Source organism: Prauserella cavernicola (genome assembly GCF_016595675.1).
Lineage (GTDB): Bacteria > Actinomycetota > Actinomycetes > Mycobacteriales > Pseudonocardiaceae > Prauserella_A > Prauserella_A cavernicola.
The window spans coordinates 241,963-257,959 of record NZ_JAENJH010000002.1 but is presented as its reverse complement, the minus strand read 5'-3'; the positions used below and the strand labels follow the sequence as shown (position 1 = coordinate 257,959).

Genomic DNA, 15,997 nt, shown 5'->3' with positions numbered 1-15,997 from the left:
CGCATTCTTGCCGTGCGGGGCGCTCATGTCTTCGGGGGTCGTCGAGTGGCCGCTCGGCGACCCCCACCGGACAGCTCGAGACTGGCACTCGCGCCGCGTGCGCGAACAGAGCCGGAGAGCAATATCAGGGACAACTCAGGGCAGCCCCGTACCGGCTGGCCCTACCTACGTTGGTGTCGTCGCGGGACTGACGGACGTCCAGGGCACGCTCAGCTCGCCGAGGCGCCACCTGTCCCTGCGGCCGAGCACAGGCCAGCCGCGCTCGCCGAGCAGGCGGACCGCCTCGGTCCAGCGGGCCCTCGGCCCGAACGCCGCGAACGGCGCCGCCGCGTCCCAGCAGCTGTCCAGTGTGGATAGGAATCGGTGTACGGGCTCACCGGGCACGTTGCGGTGGATCAGCGCCTTCGGTAGCCGCTCGGCCACTGTGGACGGACGATCCAGGGTGTCGACCTTGCACGACAGGGTCAGCGTGCGAGGGCCGTCGTGCGAGACGGTGACCCACGAGCACAGCCTGCCCACCTCGTCGCACGTGCCCTCCACGAGCAGCCCGCCCGGCGCGATGCCGGTGAGCATCGCCTCCCACGAGGGAACCACGTCGCGTTCGGCGTACTGGCGCAGCACGTTGAACGCGCGCACCAGTACCGGACGAGTGCCCGCCAGCTCGAAACCGCCCCTGCGGAAGTCCAGCCGGGGCGGGTCGGCGGCGGCCGCGGCGGTGGTGACCCGCTCGGGATCCAGCTCGAGTCCCAGCACCCGCACGCCGGGATGGGCGGCGCCGAGGCGCCTGGCGAGCTCCACCGTGGTGACCGGGGACGCCCCGTAACCGAGATCGACGACCAGCGGCGCGGCAGCGGAGCGCAGGGCTCGCGCGACTCCCGCGTCAGCGGTGAGCCAGCGGTCGATCCTGCGGAGCCGGTTGGGGTTGGTCGTGCCGCGCGTTGGTGCGCCGATCAGTGCTCGCGCGCGAGCCACTTCGCCGTGAACTTGGCCTCGCTGTCGAGCAGGCCGGTGACCTGCTCGGCGATGAGCCCCTCGATCCTGCCGCCGATCAGCGGGATGCGGACGGTGGCCTCGCCGCGCGTGACCTGCGAGCTGTGCTCGGCGTCGCCGGTGAGCTCGACGCGGGCCGTGATGTCGCCGGGAACACCGCTGACCTGGGCCTTGATGGTTCCGGTGTAGCGCTCGCCCGAGCCGGACCACGTGTGCTCGCGGCGCACCACGAGGTCGCCCTTGTGGATCTTGCGAACCGCCTGCGGCAGCTTGTCGGCGGGAACGCCCTGCAACAGCGTGTACCGAACACCGTCGGCGGTGACGGTGTGGTCCTCCAGCGTCGCGTTCGTACCGCCGATCTCGGCGAGCCGCGCGCGCAGCGCGTCCTCACCGGACTGTGCGGCGAACACGTCGGCGACGGAATGCGGGAACGTCGCCCGGTGCTCGATACGGGATGGCATGCACAGGACAGTACCGTTGCGGCTTGTGAGTGCTGAAACGGTGACGGAGCAGGCCCTGCGCGGGTACACGACGCTGCGCCTCGGCGGTGCGGCCCGGCGGTTCGTCGTGGTCTCCACCACCGACGAGCTCGTGGAGACCGTTCGCAGGCTCGACGCCGACGGCGAGCCGCTGCTCCTGCTGGGCGGCGGCTCGAACCTGGTGGTCGCCGACGAGGGCTTCGAGGGCACCGTCGTGCGCATCGGCACCACCGGCCACGACGGCGAGACCGTGGCCGCCGGGCAGAACTGGGACGACTACGTGGCCGCGACCGTCGCCGACGGAGCGGGCGGGCTCGAATGCCTCTCCGGCATCCCCGGCTCGGCGGGCGCCACGCCGATCCAGAACGTGGGCGCCTACGGCTGCGAGATCAGCGAGGTGCTGCACTCCATCGACCTCTACGACCGCGCCAGTGGCGAGATCCGCACCATTCCGGCCTCCGAGCTGGGCTTCGCGTACCGGACCAGTGTGCTGAAGGGCACCGACGCCGGGATCGTCCTCACCGTCCGGTTCTCGCTCCGCCACGACGGGCTCTCGGCACCCATCCGCTACGCCGAACTCGCCCGCACCCTCGGCGTCGACGTCGGCGCCCGCGTGCCCGTCGCCGACGCCCGCGCCGCCGTGCTCGGCCTGCGCCGTGGCAAGGGCATGGTGCTCGACGCCACCGACCACGACACGTGGAGCGCGGGCTCGTTCTTCACCAACCCGATCGTCGCCGATTCCGACGTGAGCGGGGTGCTGGCGCGCATCGCCGAGGTCGTCGGCGACGACGTCACCGTGCCGCGGTACCCGGGGCAGGGCGGGGTGAAGCTCTCCGCCGCGTGGCTGATCGAGCGCGCGGGCTTCGCCAAGGGCCACGAGGGCCCCGGCGGCCGGGTGTCGCTGTCGACGAAGCACACGCTGGCGCTCACCAACCGCGGAGCGGCGAGCACGCAAGACCTCCTCACGCTGGCCCGCGAGGTCCGAGACGGAGTCCGAGCCCGCTTCGGGGTCACCCTCGCCCCAGAACCCCTACTGATCAACTGCACCCTCTAGCGCCGACCCTGGAATGCGGTGAAGGGCACCTTTACTGCATTGAACGCAGTAAAGGTGCCCTTCACCGCAGGTGGCAGGAGAGGGTCAGTCGCGGTGGAAGCGGGTGCCGTTGAGCTGGGCCCTCGGCTTGATGACGATCTGGTCGAGGTTGACGTGCGGGGGCCGCGTCGCGGCGAACGAGATCACCTCGGCCACGTCCTCCGCCGTGAGCGCGTCCACGCCCCGGTAGACCTTGGCCGCGCGCTCGCTGTCGCCGTCGAAGCGGTTGAGCGAGAAGTCCGTCTCGACCATGCCCGGCACGATCTCGGTGAGCCGCACCGGCTGCCCGAGGTGCTCGGAGCGCAGCGTGCGGTGCAGCGCCGACTGCGCGTGCTTGGCCGAGGTGTAGCCCGCGCCGCCGTCGTAGACCTCGTGCCCCGCCACCGACGTGACCGTGAGGACGTGCCCGTCGCCCGAGGCGACCAGTTTCGGCAGCAGCGCCTTGGTTACCCGGAGGGTGCCGAGGACGTTGGTCTCCCACATCCAGCGCCAGTGCTCCTCGTCGGCGGCGTCGATGCGTTCGAGGCCGCGGGCGCCCCCGGCGTTGTTCACGAGTACGTGGCACTCCGGGATCCGCTCGGCGAACGAAGCAACGGACTCGGCATCTGTGACGTCCAGTTGGTGTGCGGTCCCGGACAGTTCCCGGGCCAATGACTCCAGCCGGTCGAGCCGCCTGGCACCGAGTACGACGTGGAAGCCCGCCTTGGCCAGAGCCCTGGCCGTGGCCGCGCCGATGCCGGCGCTCGCTCCGGTGATGACAGCGGTTCGCGTGCTCATGGCTGCATGTTGCCAGGTAACGTGGGACAGCTCGCGTGCGAATTCTCACGCGTAGTGATGGGGAGGATGACGAGTGATCGAACGGCGCACGGTCTTCAGAGCAGCGATGGCGGCGGGTTCCGCGGGGCTGCTCGCGGCCTGCTCGGGCCAGACCGGCGGAACCGCCGAGGTCGACCAGGCGAACGTGCCGCCGCAGGCGCAGCTCTCCGCTGAGCCAGCCGCCGACGCCAAGGACGTCCCGGTGGCCCAACCCGTCACCGTCACCGTGAAGGACGGCACCCTCACGGAGGTGACGCTCACCAACGCCGAGGGCGGCGAGGTCAAGGGTGAGCTGAACCCGGAGAAGACCACGTGGACGAGCTCGGAGCCGCTCGGCTTCGGCAGGACCTACACCTACGCGGCCAAGGCCACGGGCGGCGACGACAAGACCGCCGAGCTGACCGGCACGTTCGCCACGCTCACCCCGGCCAGCGAGGTGCGGGCCACGCTCAACCCGGTCGACCACGCCGAGGTCGGCGTCGCGATGCCCATCAGCGTCAAGTTCGCCGAGGCGATCACCGACCGCGCCGCCGCCGAGCGGGCACTGAAGGTGGAGACGTCCACCGAGGTCGAGGGCGCGTGGGCCTGGCTGTCCGATCGCCAGGTCGACTGGCGCCCCAAGGAGTACTGGCCAGCGAACACCGAGGTCAACGTCGTCGCGAAGCTGTACGGCGTGCACTACGGCAACGGCGCGTACGGCCGCGCCGACGTCACCACGACGTTCACCGTCGGCCGCAACCAGGTGGTCAAGGTGCACACGCCGGAGCACCGCATGCGCGTCTTCCGCGACGGCAAGGAGACCGCCAACTACCCGTGCAGCAACGGCAGGGACAACGATCCCGAGCTCAACACCCCCAACGGCACCGTGATCGTGATGACCAGGGAGCCGACCTCGATCTTCGACAACGAGCGCTACGGCTACACCGACCTCGAGAAGAAGTGGTGCTGCCGGATCTCCAACCACGGCGAGTACATCCACGAGAACGAGGAGAACCGCTCTAACATCGGCAAGGCCAACACCTCGCACGGCTGCGTGAACCTGCTCGAGGCCGACGCCAAGGCGTACTTCGACTCGGCGTTGATCGGCGACCCGGTGGAGGTCACCGGCTCGAAGGCGGACTTCCCGACCTCGTCCGACGTGATGGACTGGCTGCTCGACTGGGACACCTGGAAGTCCATGTCGGCCCTGTAGGGCGCGCCGGGTAGACAAGTAGGCATGAGGACCGAGGTCGTCGGCGCCGGTGGCGTCCGCATCGGGGTGCGCGTCGAAGGCAACGAGAGCGCGCCCGCCATCGTGTTCGTGCACGGCTGGGCGCAGTCGGCGCGGGCATGGGACACCCAGTTCGCCGACGCCGAGCTGCGCAGACGCTTCCGGCTCGTCGCTATGGACCTGCGCGGGCACGGCACCTCGGACGTGCCCTCCGGCGGCTACGACGACCCGGCCGCGTGGGCGGGCGACCTGGCGTCGGTGCTCGGTCTCGCCGGCGAGCCCGCCGTGGTGGTCGGCTGGTCCTACGGCGGCCTCGTGCTCGCCGACTACCTGCGCGTTCGCGGTACGGCAGGCCTGGCGGGCATCGTGCTGGTCGGCGCCATCACCGAGATCGGCAAGGGTCACCCCGGGGGCCGCGTCGGGCCCGCGATGCGCGCGGCACTGCCCGCGGCGCTCTCCGCCGACGTCACCGAGGCGCTGCCCGCGCTGAGGGCGTTCTGCGAGGGCATGAGCGTACGCGAGGTCCCAGGCCCGCTGGTCCAGTCGATGCTCGGCACCAGCCTCACCGTGCCGCCCGCCGTGCGGAGCGCGCTATTCCGCCGCGACGTCGACAGTGCCGACGTGCTGGCCGACCTCGACGTCCCCGCCCTGGTCGTGCACGGCACCGCCGACGAGGTCGTCGACGTGCGCGCGGGCGAGTACGCGGCGGGGAAGATTCCGGGGGCTGATTCGCGTTGGTTCGAAGATGTAGGCCATTTACCGTTCGTCGAGGCCGCAGCGGAGTTCAACGCCACGCTGCTCGCCTTCGCCGAGCAGCGGGCGTCGGCCGGCGCCCGGACAGAAAGGTGATTCGGTGACGATCTCCTGGTACCGGACGGCATCGCTGCCGCGCCGGGTGGCGGTGCTGTCCGTGCACACCTCCCCGCTGGAGCAGCCAGGCACCGGCGACGCGGGCGGGATGAACGTCTACATCACGCAGACCGCCGTGGAGATGGCCAGGCGCGGCGTGCAGGTCGAGGTCTTCACCCGTGCCACGTCGTCGGACCAGCCGCCGGTGGCGGAGCTCGCGCCGGGCGTGCTCGTGCGCCACATCCCGGCGGGCCCGTTCGAACCGCTGAGCCGCACCGAACTACCCGCGCAGCTGTGCGCGTTCACCTCCGGGGTGCTGCGCACCGAGGCCTTCCACGAACCCGGCTACTACGACCTCATCCACTCGCACTACTGGCTCTCTGGCCAGGTCGGCTGGCTCGCGCGCGACCGCTGGGGCGTGCCGCTGGTGCACACCGCGCACACCTGGGCCAAGGTCAAGAACGCCGCGCTCGCCGACGGCGACTCGCCGGAGCCGCGCACGCGCGTGATCGGGGAGGAGCAGGTGGTGGCCGAGGCCGACCGCCTGGTGGTGAACACCGACGTCGAGGCCAGCCAGCTCATCGACCTCTACGACGCCGATCCCGAGGCGGTGAGCACGGTGTCGCCGGGCGTCGACCTGGAGCGCTTCCAGCCCGGCTCGCGCGAGCGGGCTCGCGACGCGCTCAGGCTCGCGCAGGACGCGGTGGTGCTCGCGTTCGCGGGCCGCATCCAGCCGCTGAAGGCCCCTGACGTGCTGCTGCGTGCGGCGGCCGAGCTGCTGGAGCGCGACCCGTCGCTGCGCAGCAGGCTCGTGGTGCTGGTCGCGGGCGGGCCCTCGGGCACGGGCCTCGAACAGCCACAGGCGCTGATCGAGCTGGCGCGCTCGCTCGGGATCTCCGAGTGCACCCGCTTCCTGCCGCCCCAGGGCGGCGCCGAGCTCGTGAACGTCTACCGCGCCGCCGACGTGGTGGCCGTGCCCAGCTACAACGAGTCGTTCGGCCTGGTGGCGCTGGAGGCGCAGGCCTGCGGCACGCCGGTGGTGGCCGCCCAGGTCGGCGGGCTGCCGGTGGCCGTGAACCACGGTGCTTCCGGACTGCTGGTGCCCACGCACCGGCCCCGGGACTGGGCCTCGGCGCTGCGGGAGGTGGCGTTGAACCCGCGCAGGCACTCCCAGCTGTCGGAGGGCGCGCTGCGGCACGCGGGCGACTTCGCCTGGCAGCGCTCCACGGATGCGCTGCTCGGCGCCTACTCCGAGGCCACGAGTGCTTTCCAGCAGGCCGCTCTCGAGGTGGCGGTATGAGCGCGGAGCTCGTGGACGGCATCGTGCGTGCGGCGCTGGAGCAGGCGGAGCTCACCTACGAGCGCAGGGGCGAGGGCGTCTACTTCGTGACCCTGCCCGGCACGAAAAAACTGCAGACCAACTGCTGGCTGGTGGCGCGGGAGCACTCGTTCGCGATCGAGGCGTTCGTGTGCAGGCGGCCCGACGAGGCCCACGAGGACGTCTACCGCTTCCTGTTGCGCCGCAACGCCAAGCTCTACGGCGTCCACTACACGATCGACAGCGTGGGCGACATCTACCTGGTGGGCAGGATCGGCCTTGACTCGGTGACGGAACCGGAGCTGGACAAGCTGCTCGGCCAGGTCCTCGAAGCTGCGGACGGCGACTTCAACACTCTGCTGGAGCTGGGCTTCGCCGAATCGATCCGCCGCGAATGGGACTGGCGGGTCTCCCGGGGCGAGTCACTGGCGAACCTGAGCGCCTTCAAACACCTGATCGAACCGGAAACCACCCACGAACCAGGCTCCCTGACCAACTGAGCAACCGAGAGCAGCGGGATCGCCAGGTCCCTGCTGGTCCAGACGAATCGAGCCCAGCGCCCCACCAAAGGCGAGGAGCAAGCGACGTGGGGGCTCCGGGGGTTCGGCCCCCGGGGCAAGGGCGGAGCGATGGAGGGAAGCCGCGAATGCGGCGATCAGGAGGTGGGGAGTACCTGAGCAGCCGAGAGCAGTGGGAGCAACAAGCCTCAGCTGGTCCAGACGAATCGAGCCCGACGCCCGCCAAGGCGAGGAGCAAGCGACGTGGGGGCTCCGGGGGCTCGGCCCCCGGGGCAAGGGCGGAGCGATGGGGGGAAGCCGCGAAGCGGCGAACAGGAGGCGGGGAGCGGAGCGGCTCGAGGGAGGGGGGAGTCGCGAACTCGAGCCGCCCCGCTGACGTTCCCGCCGCGTGGACCCGGTGGCGAGGGGGATGCCAACGGGGCCGGCGGGCGCAGCTCGGCAGGGGGGAGACGAGCTGCGTCTACGCCCGCGGGAAGCCGGGGAGTGCGTGGATTCCGGCCCCGCGGGTTGATAGTCAACTTGTCAGACTCGGGTCTGTAATCACAAGACTACTCACTACCCCGATTGGGTGAATTTTAGGTACATCGTTAACGCACCGCGACCTCGTTAACCCCGCTGAAATCTTGTTGGCGAAGTGCCTAGCGAACGAGTGAATGGCGCGACCGGCCGATTACCACTCTCGGTAGAGCACTGGCCGGGCAGGCTTGTTCGCACCGTGCTCTGGCAGGCTTGGCAGCATGGCCGAACTTGGGACTTTGGTGTTGCTCCGACACGGGCAGAGCACGTGGAACGCGGAAAATCTGTTCACTGGCTGGGTCGACGTGCCGCTTTCCGAGCAGGGTGAGGGCGAGGCGCGCCGCGGCGGCGAGCTGCTCGCGGAGACCGGGCTGCTGCCTGACGTCGTCCACACCTCGCTGCTGAGGCGGGCCATCTCCACCGCGAACATCGCGCTCGACGTCGCCGACCGGCACTGGATCGACGTGAAGCGCGACTGGCGGCTCAACGAGCGCCACTACGGCGCGCTGCAGGGCAAGGACAAGAAGCAGACGCTCGCGGAGTTCGGCGAGGAGCAGTTCATGCTCTGGCGCCGCTCCTACGACACCCCGCCGCCGCCCATCGAGACCGGCAGCGAGTTCAGCCAGGACGCCGACGCCCGGTACGCGGACCTCGGCGCGGCGATGCCGCTGACCGAGTGTCTCAAGGACGTGGTGGCGCGCATGCTGCCGTACTGGGAGTCGGCGATCGTGCCGGACCTGCGGGCAGGCAAGAACGTGCTGGTCGCGGCCCACGGCAACTCGCTGCGCGCGCTGGTGAAGCACCTCGACGGCATCTCCGACGCCGACATCGCGGGCCTCAACATCCCCACCGGCATCCCGCTGCGCTACGACCTCGACGCCGAGCTGAAGCCGCGCAACCCCGGCGGCACCTACCTCGACCCCGAGGCCGCCAAGGAGGCCGCCGCGGCGGTCGCCAACCAGGGCCGCTGACCCCTCGTCGCGCGCCCCGCGTCCCGGCGTGGGGCGCGCGCCGCGAAGGTTACGACTCTCCGAACACGAACCAGGCGAGGTCGACTCGATCGAATGAGCCGATCTTGCGCCAAGATCGACGGATTGCGACGAACAGGTGAACCAGCGCCGACCTGCTGGAAAACAAGTGCCCCAGAGGTGTCACGGCCGTCACGAGAAGGCTGCCAACACTAGGCCGTAGACCCACTCGGGTGCTTACGATGCCCCCGTGACGGCGCCTGCTTGGTTTGCGCTGGCCACCGCCGCACTGGTGGTCGGCCTTGCCGCCGGTTATCTGCTCGGCCGGACCCGTTCGGGGGGTCTGGAGCGCAGACCGGTCGGTCCTACCGCCGCTGATTTGCTCGAACGATTCGTGCGGTCGTCGAACAACGGCGTGCTCATCCTCAACCGCTTCGGCGACCTCGTGCTGCACAACAAGCGCGCCGAGACGCTGGGGCTGATCCGGCTGAACCAGGCCGACGTGCGCGCCCGCAAGGCGGCCGAGTTCGTGATCCAGACCGGCGACCCGCTGGAGATCGACATCTCGCCGCTCGAGGTGCGCGGGCGTCAGCCCGAGGCCGTGCTCGCCGAGGTCCGGCCGCTCGACGACGGGTTCACCGTGGTCGAGGCCGTGGATCACTCCGAGGCCGTGCGGCTGGAGGCCACGAGGCGGGACTTCGTCGCCAACGTCAGCCACGAGCTCAAGACCCCGGTCGGGGCCATCGCGCTGCTGTCGGAGGCCGTGCTCGACGCGGTGGACGACACCGACGAGGTGCGCCGGTTCGGGGAGAAGATCCTGCGCGAGTCCACCCGGCTCGGCAAGCTCGTCACCGAGCTGATCGCGCTCTCGCGGCTCCAGGGCGCCGAGCGGCTGCCCGAGCTCAACGTCGTCGAGGTGGACGCCGTGGTGCGCGAGGCGCTCGGCCGCACGCGCCTCGCCGCGGAGTCGGCCGAGATCACCGTGACCACCGACGGCCCGAGCGGGCTGCTGGTCGAGGGCGACCGGACGCTGCTGGTCACCGCGCTGTCCAACCTGCTGGAGAACGCCGTCGCGTACTCGCCGACCGGCAGCCCGGTCTCGATCAGCAGGCGCCTCGTCGACTCGTTCATCGAGATCGCGGTGACCGACCGGGGCATCGGGATCGCCGAGGAGGAACAGCAGCGGGTCTTCGAGCGCTTCTACCGCGCCGACAAGGCCCGTTCGCGAGCCACCGGAGGCACCGGGCTGGGCCTCGCGATCGTCAAGCACGTCGCCGCCAACCACGGCGGCGACGTGAGTTTGTGGAGCAGTCAGGGTGTCGGCTCCACGTTCACGCTGCGCATTCCCGCGCACGCCGGCTCCGAGAACGGGTCGGCTCCCGCTCCGAGGCAGGAGCAGGACGCCGGGGAACTCGTGGCGACCGGACCGGAAAGCACCGAACAGGGAGGAACCACGCCGTGACGAGGGTGCTGATCGTCGAGGACGAGGAGTCGTTCGCCGACCCGCTCGCCTTCTTGCTGCGCAAGGAGGGTTTCACCGCCGCTGTGGCCACCACTGGCCAGCAGGCGCTCGACGAGTTCGACCGCAACGGCGCGGACATCGTGTTGCTGGACCTGATGCTGCCCGGCATGAGCGGCACCGACGTGTGCAAGCAGCTGAGGCAGCGCTCGGCCGTGCCGGTGATCATGGTGACCGCACGGGACAGCGAGATCGACAAGGTGGTCGGCCTCGAGCTGGGCGCCGACGACTACGTCACCAAGCCGTACTCGGCGCGTGAGCTGATCGCCAGGGTGCGCGCGGTGCTGCGGCGGGGCGGCGAGCCCGGTGGCGGCGGCGAGGGCGAGCTGGCGCCGCTGGTGCTGGCGGCGGGCCCGGTGCGCATGGACGTCGAGCGGCACGTCGTGACCGTCGACGGCGACGAGGTGTCGCTGCCGCTCAAGGAGTTCGACCTGCTCGAGTACCTGCTGCGCAACGTGGGTCGCGTGCTCACCCGCGGCCAGCTCATCGACCGCGTGTGGGGTGCCGACTACGTGGGTGACACCAAGACGCTCGACGTCCACGTCAAGCGTTTGCGGTCCAAGATCGAACCGGATCCTGGCTCGCCTCGGCACCTGGTCACGGTGCGTGGACTGGGCTACAAGTTCGAGACGTGACGAGCGCGGCACAAGAGTTCCAGGAAGCCGGGTACCGTTAAACCCCGTGCGCCTAGGGGTACTCGATGTCGGGTCGAACACCGTCCACCTGCTCGTGGTGGACGCCCATCGTGGTGCCCACCCCACGCCGATGCATTCCGAGAAGACGGTGCTGCGGCTCGCCGAGCAGCTCAACAAGAGCGGTGAGCTGAGCAGGCAGGGCATCGACGACCTCGTCCGCGCCGTGCAGTCCGCGAAGGACGCCGCCGGGCGGCTGGGCTGCGAGGAGGTCATGGCCTTCGTCACCTCGGCCGTGCGGGAGGCGAGCAACGCGAGCAAGGTCCTGAGCAAGGTCGCCGACGAGACCGGCGTGGAGCTGCGTGTGCTCACCGGCGAGCAGGAGGCGCGGCTGACGTTCCTCGCAGTCCGCCGCTGGTTCGGCTGGTCGGCCGGCAAGCTGCTGGTGCTCGACATCGGCGGTGGCTCGCTCGAGGTCGCGATGGGTATCGACGAGGAGCCCGAGCTGGCCGAGTCGCTGCCGCTGGGTGCCGGCCGCCTCACCAGGACCCGGTTTAGCAAGGACCCGCCGACGCGGTCGGAGCTGGTGGCCACGTCAGCGTGGCTGGAGGACCAGCTCGGCGGCCTCGCGAAGCGCGTGGCCAAGCTCGGCGAGCCCGACCGGGTGGTGGCGACGTCGAAGACGTTCCGTTCACTCTCCCGGTTGACAGGCGCGGCTCCGTCCGCGGCGGGTCCGCGTGCGCGACGGGTGCTCACCGACACGGCACTTCGGCAGCTCATCTCGTTCGTCTCGCGCATGTCCTCCTCCGATCTCGCGGAGCTGGAGGGCGTGAGCGCGGGCAGGGCACATCAGCTGGTCGCGGGTGCCCTCGTGGCACAGGCCACGATGCGAGCCCTGTCACTGGAAACCCTGGAAATATGCCCGTGGGCACTGCGTGAGGGAGTCATCTTGCGACGGTTGGACCACTCGAACGGCGGGGACCAGATGGGCCTCATGACCGGCCAGGGTCGGCGCGGATGACGGCCGGGTTCACACTAGACGCAGACAACAGGCGACGGGCACGGTGGAAAGGATGACTCGAGACAGCGAGGGCGAGCGGCCGCAGAAGACTGTGGCCGAGTTGCTCGCCCAGCATGGCGGACAGGTCGGTGGCGCATCGCGCCGTCGGCGACGTCGCGCTGCCGACGAAGACGACGCGCCGAGCATCAGCGACACGGCGCCGCAGGCGATCATCGAGCGAGTGCGGGCCGAGGGCCCGCCGCCTCCCGGTGTGGGCAGGCCGAACGGTGCCGTGCCGCCACCACCGCCACCACCGCCACCTCCGGCGGAGCAGACCGACGAGGCGCCGCCACCAGCACCGATGCGGGGTGGCAGGCCGCCGAGGGCCGTGCCGCCGCCCCCGCAGGGCACCGGCGGCTACCCGGTGCCCCCGCCCCCTCCCGTGGCTCCCGAGGACGGTGGCAGGCCGCCCCAGCCACCGCAGCGCCCGCCGATGGGCGGTGTCAACGGCGTGACCCGCAACGGCCTGCAGCCCGCGAGTCCGCCACCCGGACCCGGCAGGCGCGTGCCGCCGCCCGAGTCCGCGTCGGAGGGCACGCTCGCCGCGCGGCTCGACGGTCTCGACGGCGCACCCGCGGAGGCGCCGGCCAGCCCTGAGCCGCCCGCTCCCGCGCGACCCGGCACGGGCCGGTTCCCGATGCCGCCGCGCAGACGCAGGCCGCCGCGCGGGGCTCCGCCCCCGCCGCCGGAGCCGAGCACCGAGCAGTTCCCCGCCGTGGCAGGCCAGTCCGTCGAGGACGCGCCGCTCCCGGACGAGCCGCCAGCAGGCCTTGCCAACTGGCGTCGCCAGCGGCAGAGCACGCAGAACGAGGACACCGAGGTGGGCGTGATGCCCGCCGTGCCTCCTGCTCCGCCCGTGGAGGAGGACGAGGACCCCGACGCGGGCCCGGAGACCGGGTTCTTCACGCCGGACTTCGACGACGAGGACGACGCGAACGGCGACCGCTACCGCAGCGGCCTGCTCGAGGACGACCCGCTGAACGGGCCTGCTCACGACGACTACGACTCGGAGTACGACTCCGACTACGAGGACGACTACGCCTACGACAGCACCTACGACGGCAACTACGACGACGAGGACGACGGCGCCGACGACCGCCGCGCGCTCGACGACGATGCCGACGAGCTCGACGAGGACGACGAGGAAGCCGCGTCGCCTGCCAAGCAGTGGCTGGTGCTTGCCGGGCAGCTCGCGCTCGGCGTCGCCGGCGGCGCCGCCGTGTGGCTCGGCTTCAACTGGCTGTGGGGTCAGCTCCCCGCTGCCGCGTTGATCGCCGCGCTCGTGGTCACGGTCGGTCTGGTGTGGATCGTGCGTAAGGTCCGCCGCGCGGACGACCTGCAGACCACCGTGATGGCACTGCTGGTCGGGCTCGTGGTCACCGTGTCACCCGCGGCGTTGCTGCTCGTCTCCAGATAACGCGTGAGCGCAGCGATCCCCGTCGGGATGTCGACGGCGTCGGTGTGGCCATTGCGAGCACGGACGGGGTTCGAGCTCGCCGCCGCACTCGGCTACGACGGGGTCGAGGTGATGGTGTGGGCCGACCCGGAGAGCCAGAGCGTGCCCGCACTGCGCAAGCGCAGCAGGGAGACCGGGGTGCCGGTGCTGGCCGTGCACTCGCCGTCGCTGCTGATCACGCAGCGCGTGTGGTCGCCCGATCCCGTGGTGCGCCTGCGCCGTTCGGTGGAGGCCGCGATGGAGCTCGAGGCCCGCACCGTCGTGGTGCATCCTCCGTTTCGCTGGCAGCGCCGCTACGGCGACGCGTTCGCCGATCTGGTGGCCGAGCTCGAGCAGAGCAGCGGCGTCGACATCGCCGTGGAGAACATGTTCAAGGTCCGGCCTCCCGGTGGGAGCCGCACCAGCCGGGTCTCCGCGTTTCGCCCCTCGATCGATCCGACGGACGAGGGTTACGCGCATTACACCCTCGATTTGTCCCACACCGCGGCCGCGGACATGGACGCTCTCGCACTCGCCGACCGCATGGGTGACGGACTCGCTCACGTCCACCTCGCGGACGGTTCCGGCGCCCCGAAGGACGAGCACCTGATGCCGGGCCGTGGCACCCAGCCCTGTGCTGAGCTGCTGGAACGGCTCACGCGGACGTCGTTCGCCGGACAGATCGTGCTCGAGGTGAACACGCGCGGTGCTCGCGATCTGGCGCAGCGTGCCAAGCAGCTGGGCGAGGCGTTGCTGTACGCGCGGCTCCACCTGGGCTGAAGTCAAGATCAACTCAAGGGCATGCGGACATCGATTTCCGCCTACTGGCACGTATGGTTCTGACCGTGGAGCCGTTGCGATCGTTGATTCTCGCTGCCTCGGGCAGCGAGAGGATCCGGCGTCTGGTGTCCACGACGCCGGGAGCCAGGAACGTCGTCGCCCGGTTCGTGGCCGGGCAGGGAGTGGAGGACGCGCGCAGCGCCGTCTCGGAGCTCGCCGCCACCGGTCGGTACGTGACGCTCGATCACCTCGGCGAGAACGCGGGCGAGTCCGGCTCCGTCGACGCCGCCACGCGCGCGTACGTGGAGCTGCTCGACGCGCTGAGGGCCGGGGGCCTCACGGGACGCGCGGAGGTCAGCATCAAGCTCTCCGCCCTCGGCGCGCGCGCCGACGAGGCGCTCGCGCTCGATGCCGCCGCCCGCATCTGCGCGGCCGCCCACGAGTGCGGCACCACCGTGACCATCGACATGGAGGAGCACGACTCCGTCGACCGCACTCTGCGCGTGCTCCGCGAGCTGCGCGCGACGTGGCCGTCGGTGGGTGCGGTGCTCCAGTCCGCGCTGCGCCGCACCGAGGCCGACGCCGAGGCGCTCGCGGGCGAGGGTTCGCGGGTGCGGTTGTGCAAGGGCGCCTACGCCGCGCCGCCCGACGTTGCTTTCGCGAAGGCGAGCGAAGTCGATCTGAGTTACATACGCTGCGCGAATGTATTACTCGCCGGGGGCGGCTACCCGATGTTCGCCACGCACGACCCCCGGCTGATCGCGGTACTGGGCGAACGGGCTCGCTGGTACGGGCGCCGGAGCGGCACCCACGAGTACCAGATGCTGTACGGGGTTCGGCCGGACGAGCAGGTCAGGCTGGCGGCGGAAGGGGAGACCGTGCGTGTGTACGTACCGTTCGGCGAGCAGTGGTACGGATACCTGATGCGGAGGCTGGCCGAACGGCCCGCGAACACCGCGTTCTTCCTACGAGCCCTGGTCAGCCGTTCGTGAGCAGCGTCGACTACGACCCCACGTCGTTCGGGGCCGCCTGCACGACCAGGTCGCTCGGCGACGGGACCTTCACAGCGGACCTGCGGCACGAGTGGTCCATCGGCGGCCATCCGCACGGCGGCTTCCTCGTGGCGCTGCTGGCCAAGGCCGCCGTCCATGCGCTCGCCGAGCGCGGCGAGCCGCCGACGGACCCCACGGTGGTCAGCGCGGAGTTCCTGCGGCCGCCCGCGGTCGGGCCCGTGCTGCTGCGCACCGACATCCGCAAGATCGGCCGCCGCGCGACCGTGGTCGCCGTCGGTCTCGAACAGCGCGGGCGCAGCTGCGTCGAGGCGCGTGTGACAGCGGGCAGACTGCCGCTGCGCAGGCCCGTGTGGAGCGACGTGCCGCCGTTGCCCGCCGAGCCCCCCGCCAACGCCCACACGCTCTCCGGTGAGACCTCGGAGGGCGTGTTCAACCTCGCCAAGGGCTGCGACGTCCGGGTCGACCCCTCCACCGCGGGCTACCTCGTCGGCCGCACCGGCGACCCGCCCCGGCTGCGGCTGTGGGTCCGTCCGCGCGACGGCGAGCCCGACCCGTACTTCGCGTTGCTCGCGGGCGACATCAATCCGCCCGTGGTGTTCAACCTCGGGCGCTTCGGCTGGGCGCCCACCGCGCAGCTGACCGCGCTCGTGCGCACGCGGCCCGCCCCAGGCTGGCTGCGCGTGCTCGTGGAGTGCCGGTCGGTGCAGGAGGGCTGGTTCGACTCCGACGCGCTCGTGGTGGACGCACAGGGCCGCGTGGTGTGCCAGGCGCGCCAACTCGCGCTCGCCCCCGCACCTTAGA

16 protein-coding genes are annotated in these 15,997 nt (G+C 71.0%); 13 read left to right on the top strand and 3 right to left on the bottom strand.

Annotation, left to right across the window (positions count from 1 at the left end; all coding sequences use genetic code 11):
* Positions 1-165: 165 nt before the first annotated feature.
* Positions 166-972 carry a class I SAM-dependent methyltransferase gene (locus JHE00_RS07765; protein WP_200316333.1) on the bottom strand — a complete coding sequence of 269 codons (807 nt, stop codon included), beginning with the start codon at positions 970-972 and terminating at the stop codon, positions 166-168.
* Positions 951-1,451 (bottom strand): DUF2505 domain-containing protein, encoded by a 501-nt coding sequence (locus JHE00_RS07760; protein ID WP_200316331.1) that lies wholly within the window; start codon positions 1,449-1,451, stop codon positions 951-953. Before JHE00_RS07760 ends, JHE00_RS07765 begins: the two co-directional genes overlap by 22 nt.
* Between JHE00_RS07760 and JHE00_RS07755 the strand changes: the two genes are divergently transcribed.
* Positions 1,450-2,523 carry a UDP-N-acetylmuramate dehydrogenase gene (locus tag JHE00_RS07755; RefSeq protein WP_200316329.1) on the top strand — a complete coding sequence of 358 codons (1,074 nt, stop codon included), beginning with the start codon at positions 1,450-1,452 and terminating at the stop codon, positions 2,521-2,523. The two genes, JHE00_RS07760 and JHE00_RS07755, sit on opposite strands and share 2 nt — an antisense overlap.
* An 84-nt stretch (positions 2,524-2,607) precedes the next feature.
* Here JHE00_RS07755 and JHE00_RS07750 read toward each other — a convergent pair whose 3' ends face one another.
* Positions 2,608-3,339 carry an SDR family NAD(P)-dependent oxidoreductase gene (locus tag JHE00_RS07750; protein WP_200316327.1) on the bottom strand — a complete coding sequence of 244 codons (732 nt, stop codon included), beginning with the start codon at positions 3,337-3,339 and terminating at the stop codon, positions 2,608-2,610.
* A 73-nt stretch (positions 3,340-3,412) separates the two neighbouring features.
* Between JHE00_RS07750 and JHE00_RS07745 the strand changes: the two genes are divergently transcribed.
* The 12 genes from JHE00_RS07745 to JHE00_RS07690 all read left to right on the top strand — a co-directional run bounded on the left by JHE00_RS07745 (position 3,413) and on the right by JHE00_RS07690 (position 15,996).
* A complete protein-coding gene (locus JHE00_RS07745; RefSeq protein WP_200316325.1) occupies positions 3,413-4,570 on the top strand; it encodes a L,D-transpeptidase in 1,158 nt (385 codons plus the stop codon).
* Positions 4,571-4,594: 24 nt separating this feature from the next.
* The gene (locus tag JHE00_RS07740; RefSeq protein WP_200316323.1) at positions 4,595-5,437 is read left to right on the top strand and encodes an alpha/beta fold hydrolase; all 843 of its coding nucleotides are present in this window, start codon (positions 4,595-4,597) and stop codon (positions 5,435-5,437) included.
* A gap of 4 nt (positions 5,438-5,441) precedes the next feature.
* Positions 5,442-6,737, top strand: a complete 1,296-nt coding sequence (mshA, locus tag JHE00_RS07735; protein ID WP_200316321.1) for a D-inositol-3-phosphate glycosyltransferase — start codon at positions 5,442-5,444, stop codon at positions 6,735-6,737.
* Positions 6,734-7,255, top strand: a complete 522-nt coding sequence (locus JHE00_RS07730) for a type III secretion system chaperone family protein (protein WP_200316319.1) — start codon at positions 6,734-6,736, stop codon at positions 7,253-7,255. The genes mshA and JHE00_RS07730 overlap by 4 nt, the downstream gene beginning before the upstream one ends.
* A gap of 755 nt (positions 7,256-8,010) precedes the next feature.
* Positions 8,011-8,760, top strand: coding sequence for a phosphoglyceromutase (locus tag JHE00_RS07725; protein WP_200316317.1), 750 nt, complete (start codon positions 8,011-8,013; stop codon positions 8,758-8,760).
* Between the two features lie 247 nt (positions 8,761-9,007).
* Positions 9,008-10,219, top strand: a complete 1,212-nt coding sequence (locus JHE00_RS07720) for a sensor histidine kinase (protein ID WP_200316315.1) — start codon at positions 9,008-9,010, stop codon at positions 10,217-10,219.
* A complete protein-coding gene (locus JHE00_RS07715; RefSeq protein ID WP_200316313.1) occupies positions 10,216-10,911 on the top strand; it encodes a response regulator in 696 nt (231 codons plus the stop codon). The genes JHE00_RS07720 and JHE00_RS07715 overlap by 4 nt, the downstream gene beginning before the upstream one ends.
* A gap of 46 nt (positions 10,912-10,957) precedes the next feature.
* Positions 10,958-11,929, top strand: a complete 972-nt coding sequence (locus JHE00_RS07710; protein ID WP_200316311.1) for a Ppx/GppA family phosphatase — start codon at positions 10,958-10,960, stop codon at positions 11,927-11,929.
* A gap of 52 nt (positions 11,930-11,981) precedes the next feature.
* The gene (locus JHE00_RS07705; RefSeq protein WP_200316309.1) at positions 11,982-13,385 is read left to right on the top strand and encodes an Rv0497 family membrane protein; all 1,404 of its coding nucleotides are present in this window, start codon (positions 11,982-11,984) and stop codon (positions 13,383-13,385) included.
* Positions 13,386-13,388: 3 nt separating this feature from the next.
* A complete protein-coding gene (locus JHE00_RS07700) occupies positions 13,389-14,183 on the top strand; it encodes a sugar phosphate isomerase/epimerase family protein (RefSeq protein WP_307831851.1) in 795 nt (264 codons plus the stop codon).
* Positions 14,184-14,248: 65 nt separating this feature from the next.
* A complete protein-coding gene (locus JHE00_RS07695) occupies positions 14,249-15,175 on the top strand; it encodes a proline dehydrogenase family protein (protein ID WP_200316308.1) in 927 nt (308 codons plus the stop codon).
* Positions 15,172-15,996, top strand: a complete 825-nt coding sequence (locus tag JHE00_RS07690) for a thioesterase family protein (protein WP_200316306.1) — start codon at positions 15,172-15,174, stop codon at positions 15,994-15,996. Before JHE00_RS07695 ends, JHE00_RS07690 begins: the two co-directional genes overlap by 4 nt.
* Position 15,997 lies beyond the last annotated feature (1 nt).

Bases quoted from the DNA above. Each gene is read 5' to 3' on its own strand.
- JHE00_RS07755 (WP_200316329.1), top strand. From the start codon at position 1,450: ATGCACAGGACAGTACCGTTGCGGCTTGTGAGTGCTGAAACGGTGACG.
- JHE00_RS07760 (WP_200316331.1), bottom strand. From the start codon at position 1,451: ATGCCATCCCGTATCGAGCACCGGGCGACGTTCCCGCATTCCGTCGCC.
- JHE00_RS07750 (WP_200316327.1), bottom strand. From the start codon at position 3,339: ATGAGCACGCGAACCGCTGTCATCACCGGAGCGAGCGCCGGCATCGGC.
- JHE00_RS07740 (WP_200316323.1), top strand. From the start codon at position 4,595: ATGAGGACCGAGGTCGTCGGCGCCGGTGGCGTCCGCATCGGGGTGCGC.
- JHE00_RS07730 (WP_200316319.1), top strand. From the start codon at position 6,734: ATGAGCGCGGAGCTCGTGGACGGCATCGTGCGTGCGGCGCTGGAGCAG.
- JHE00_RS07725 (WP_200316317.1), top strand. From the start codon at position 8,011: ATGGCCGAACTTGGGACTTTGGTGTTGCTCCGACACGGGCAGAGCACG.
- JHE00_RS07705 (WP_200316309.1), top strand. From the start codon at position 11,982: ATGACTCGAGACAGCGAGGGCGAGCGGCCGCAGAAGACTGTGGCCGAG.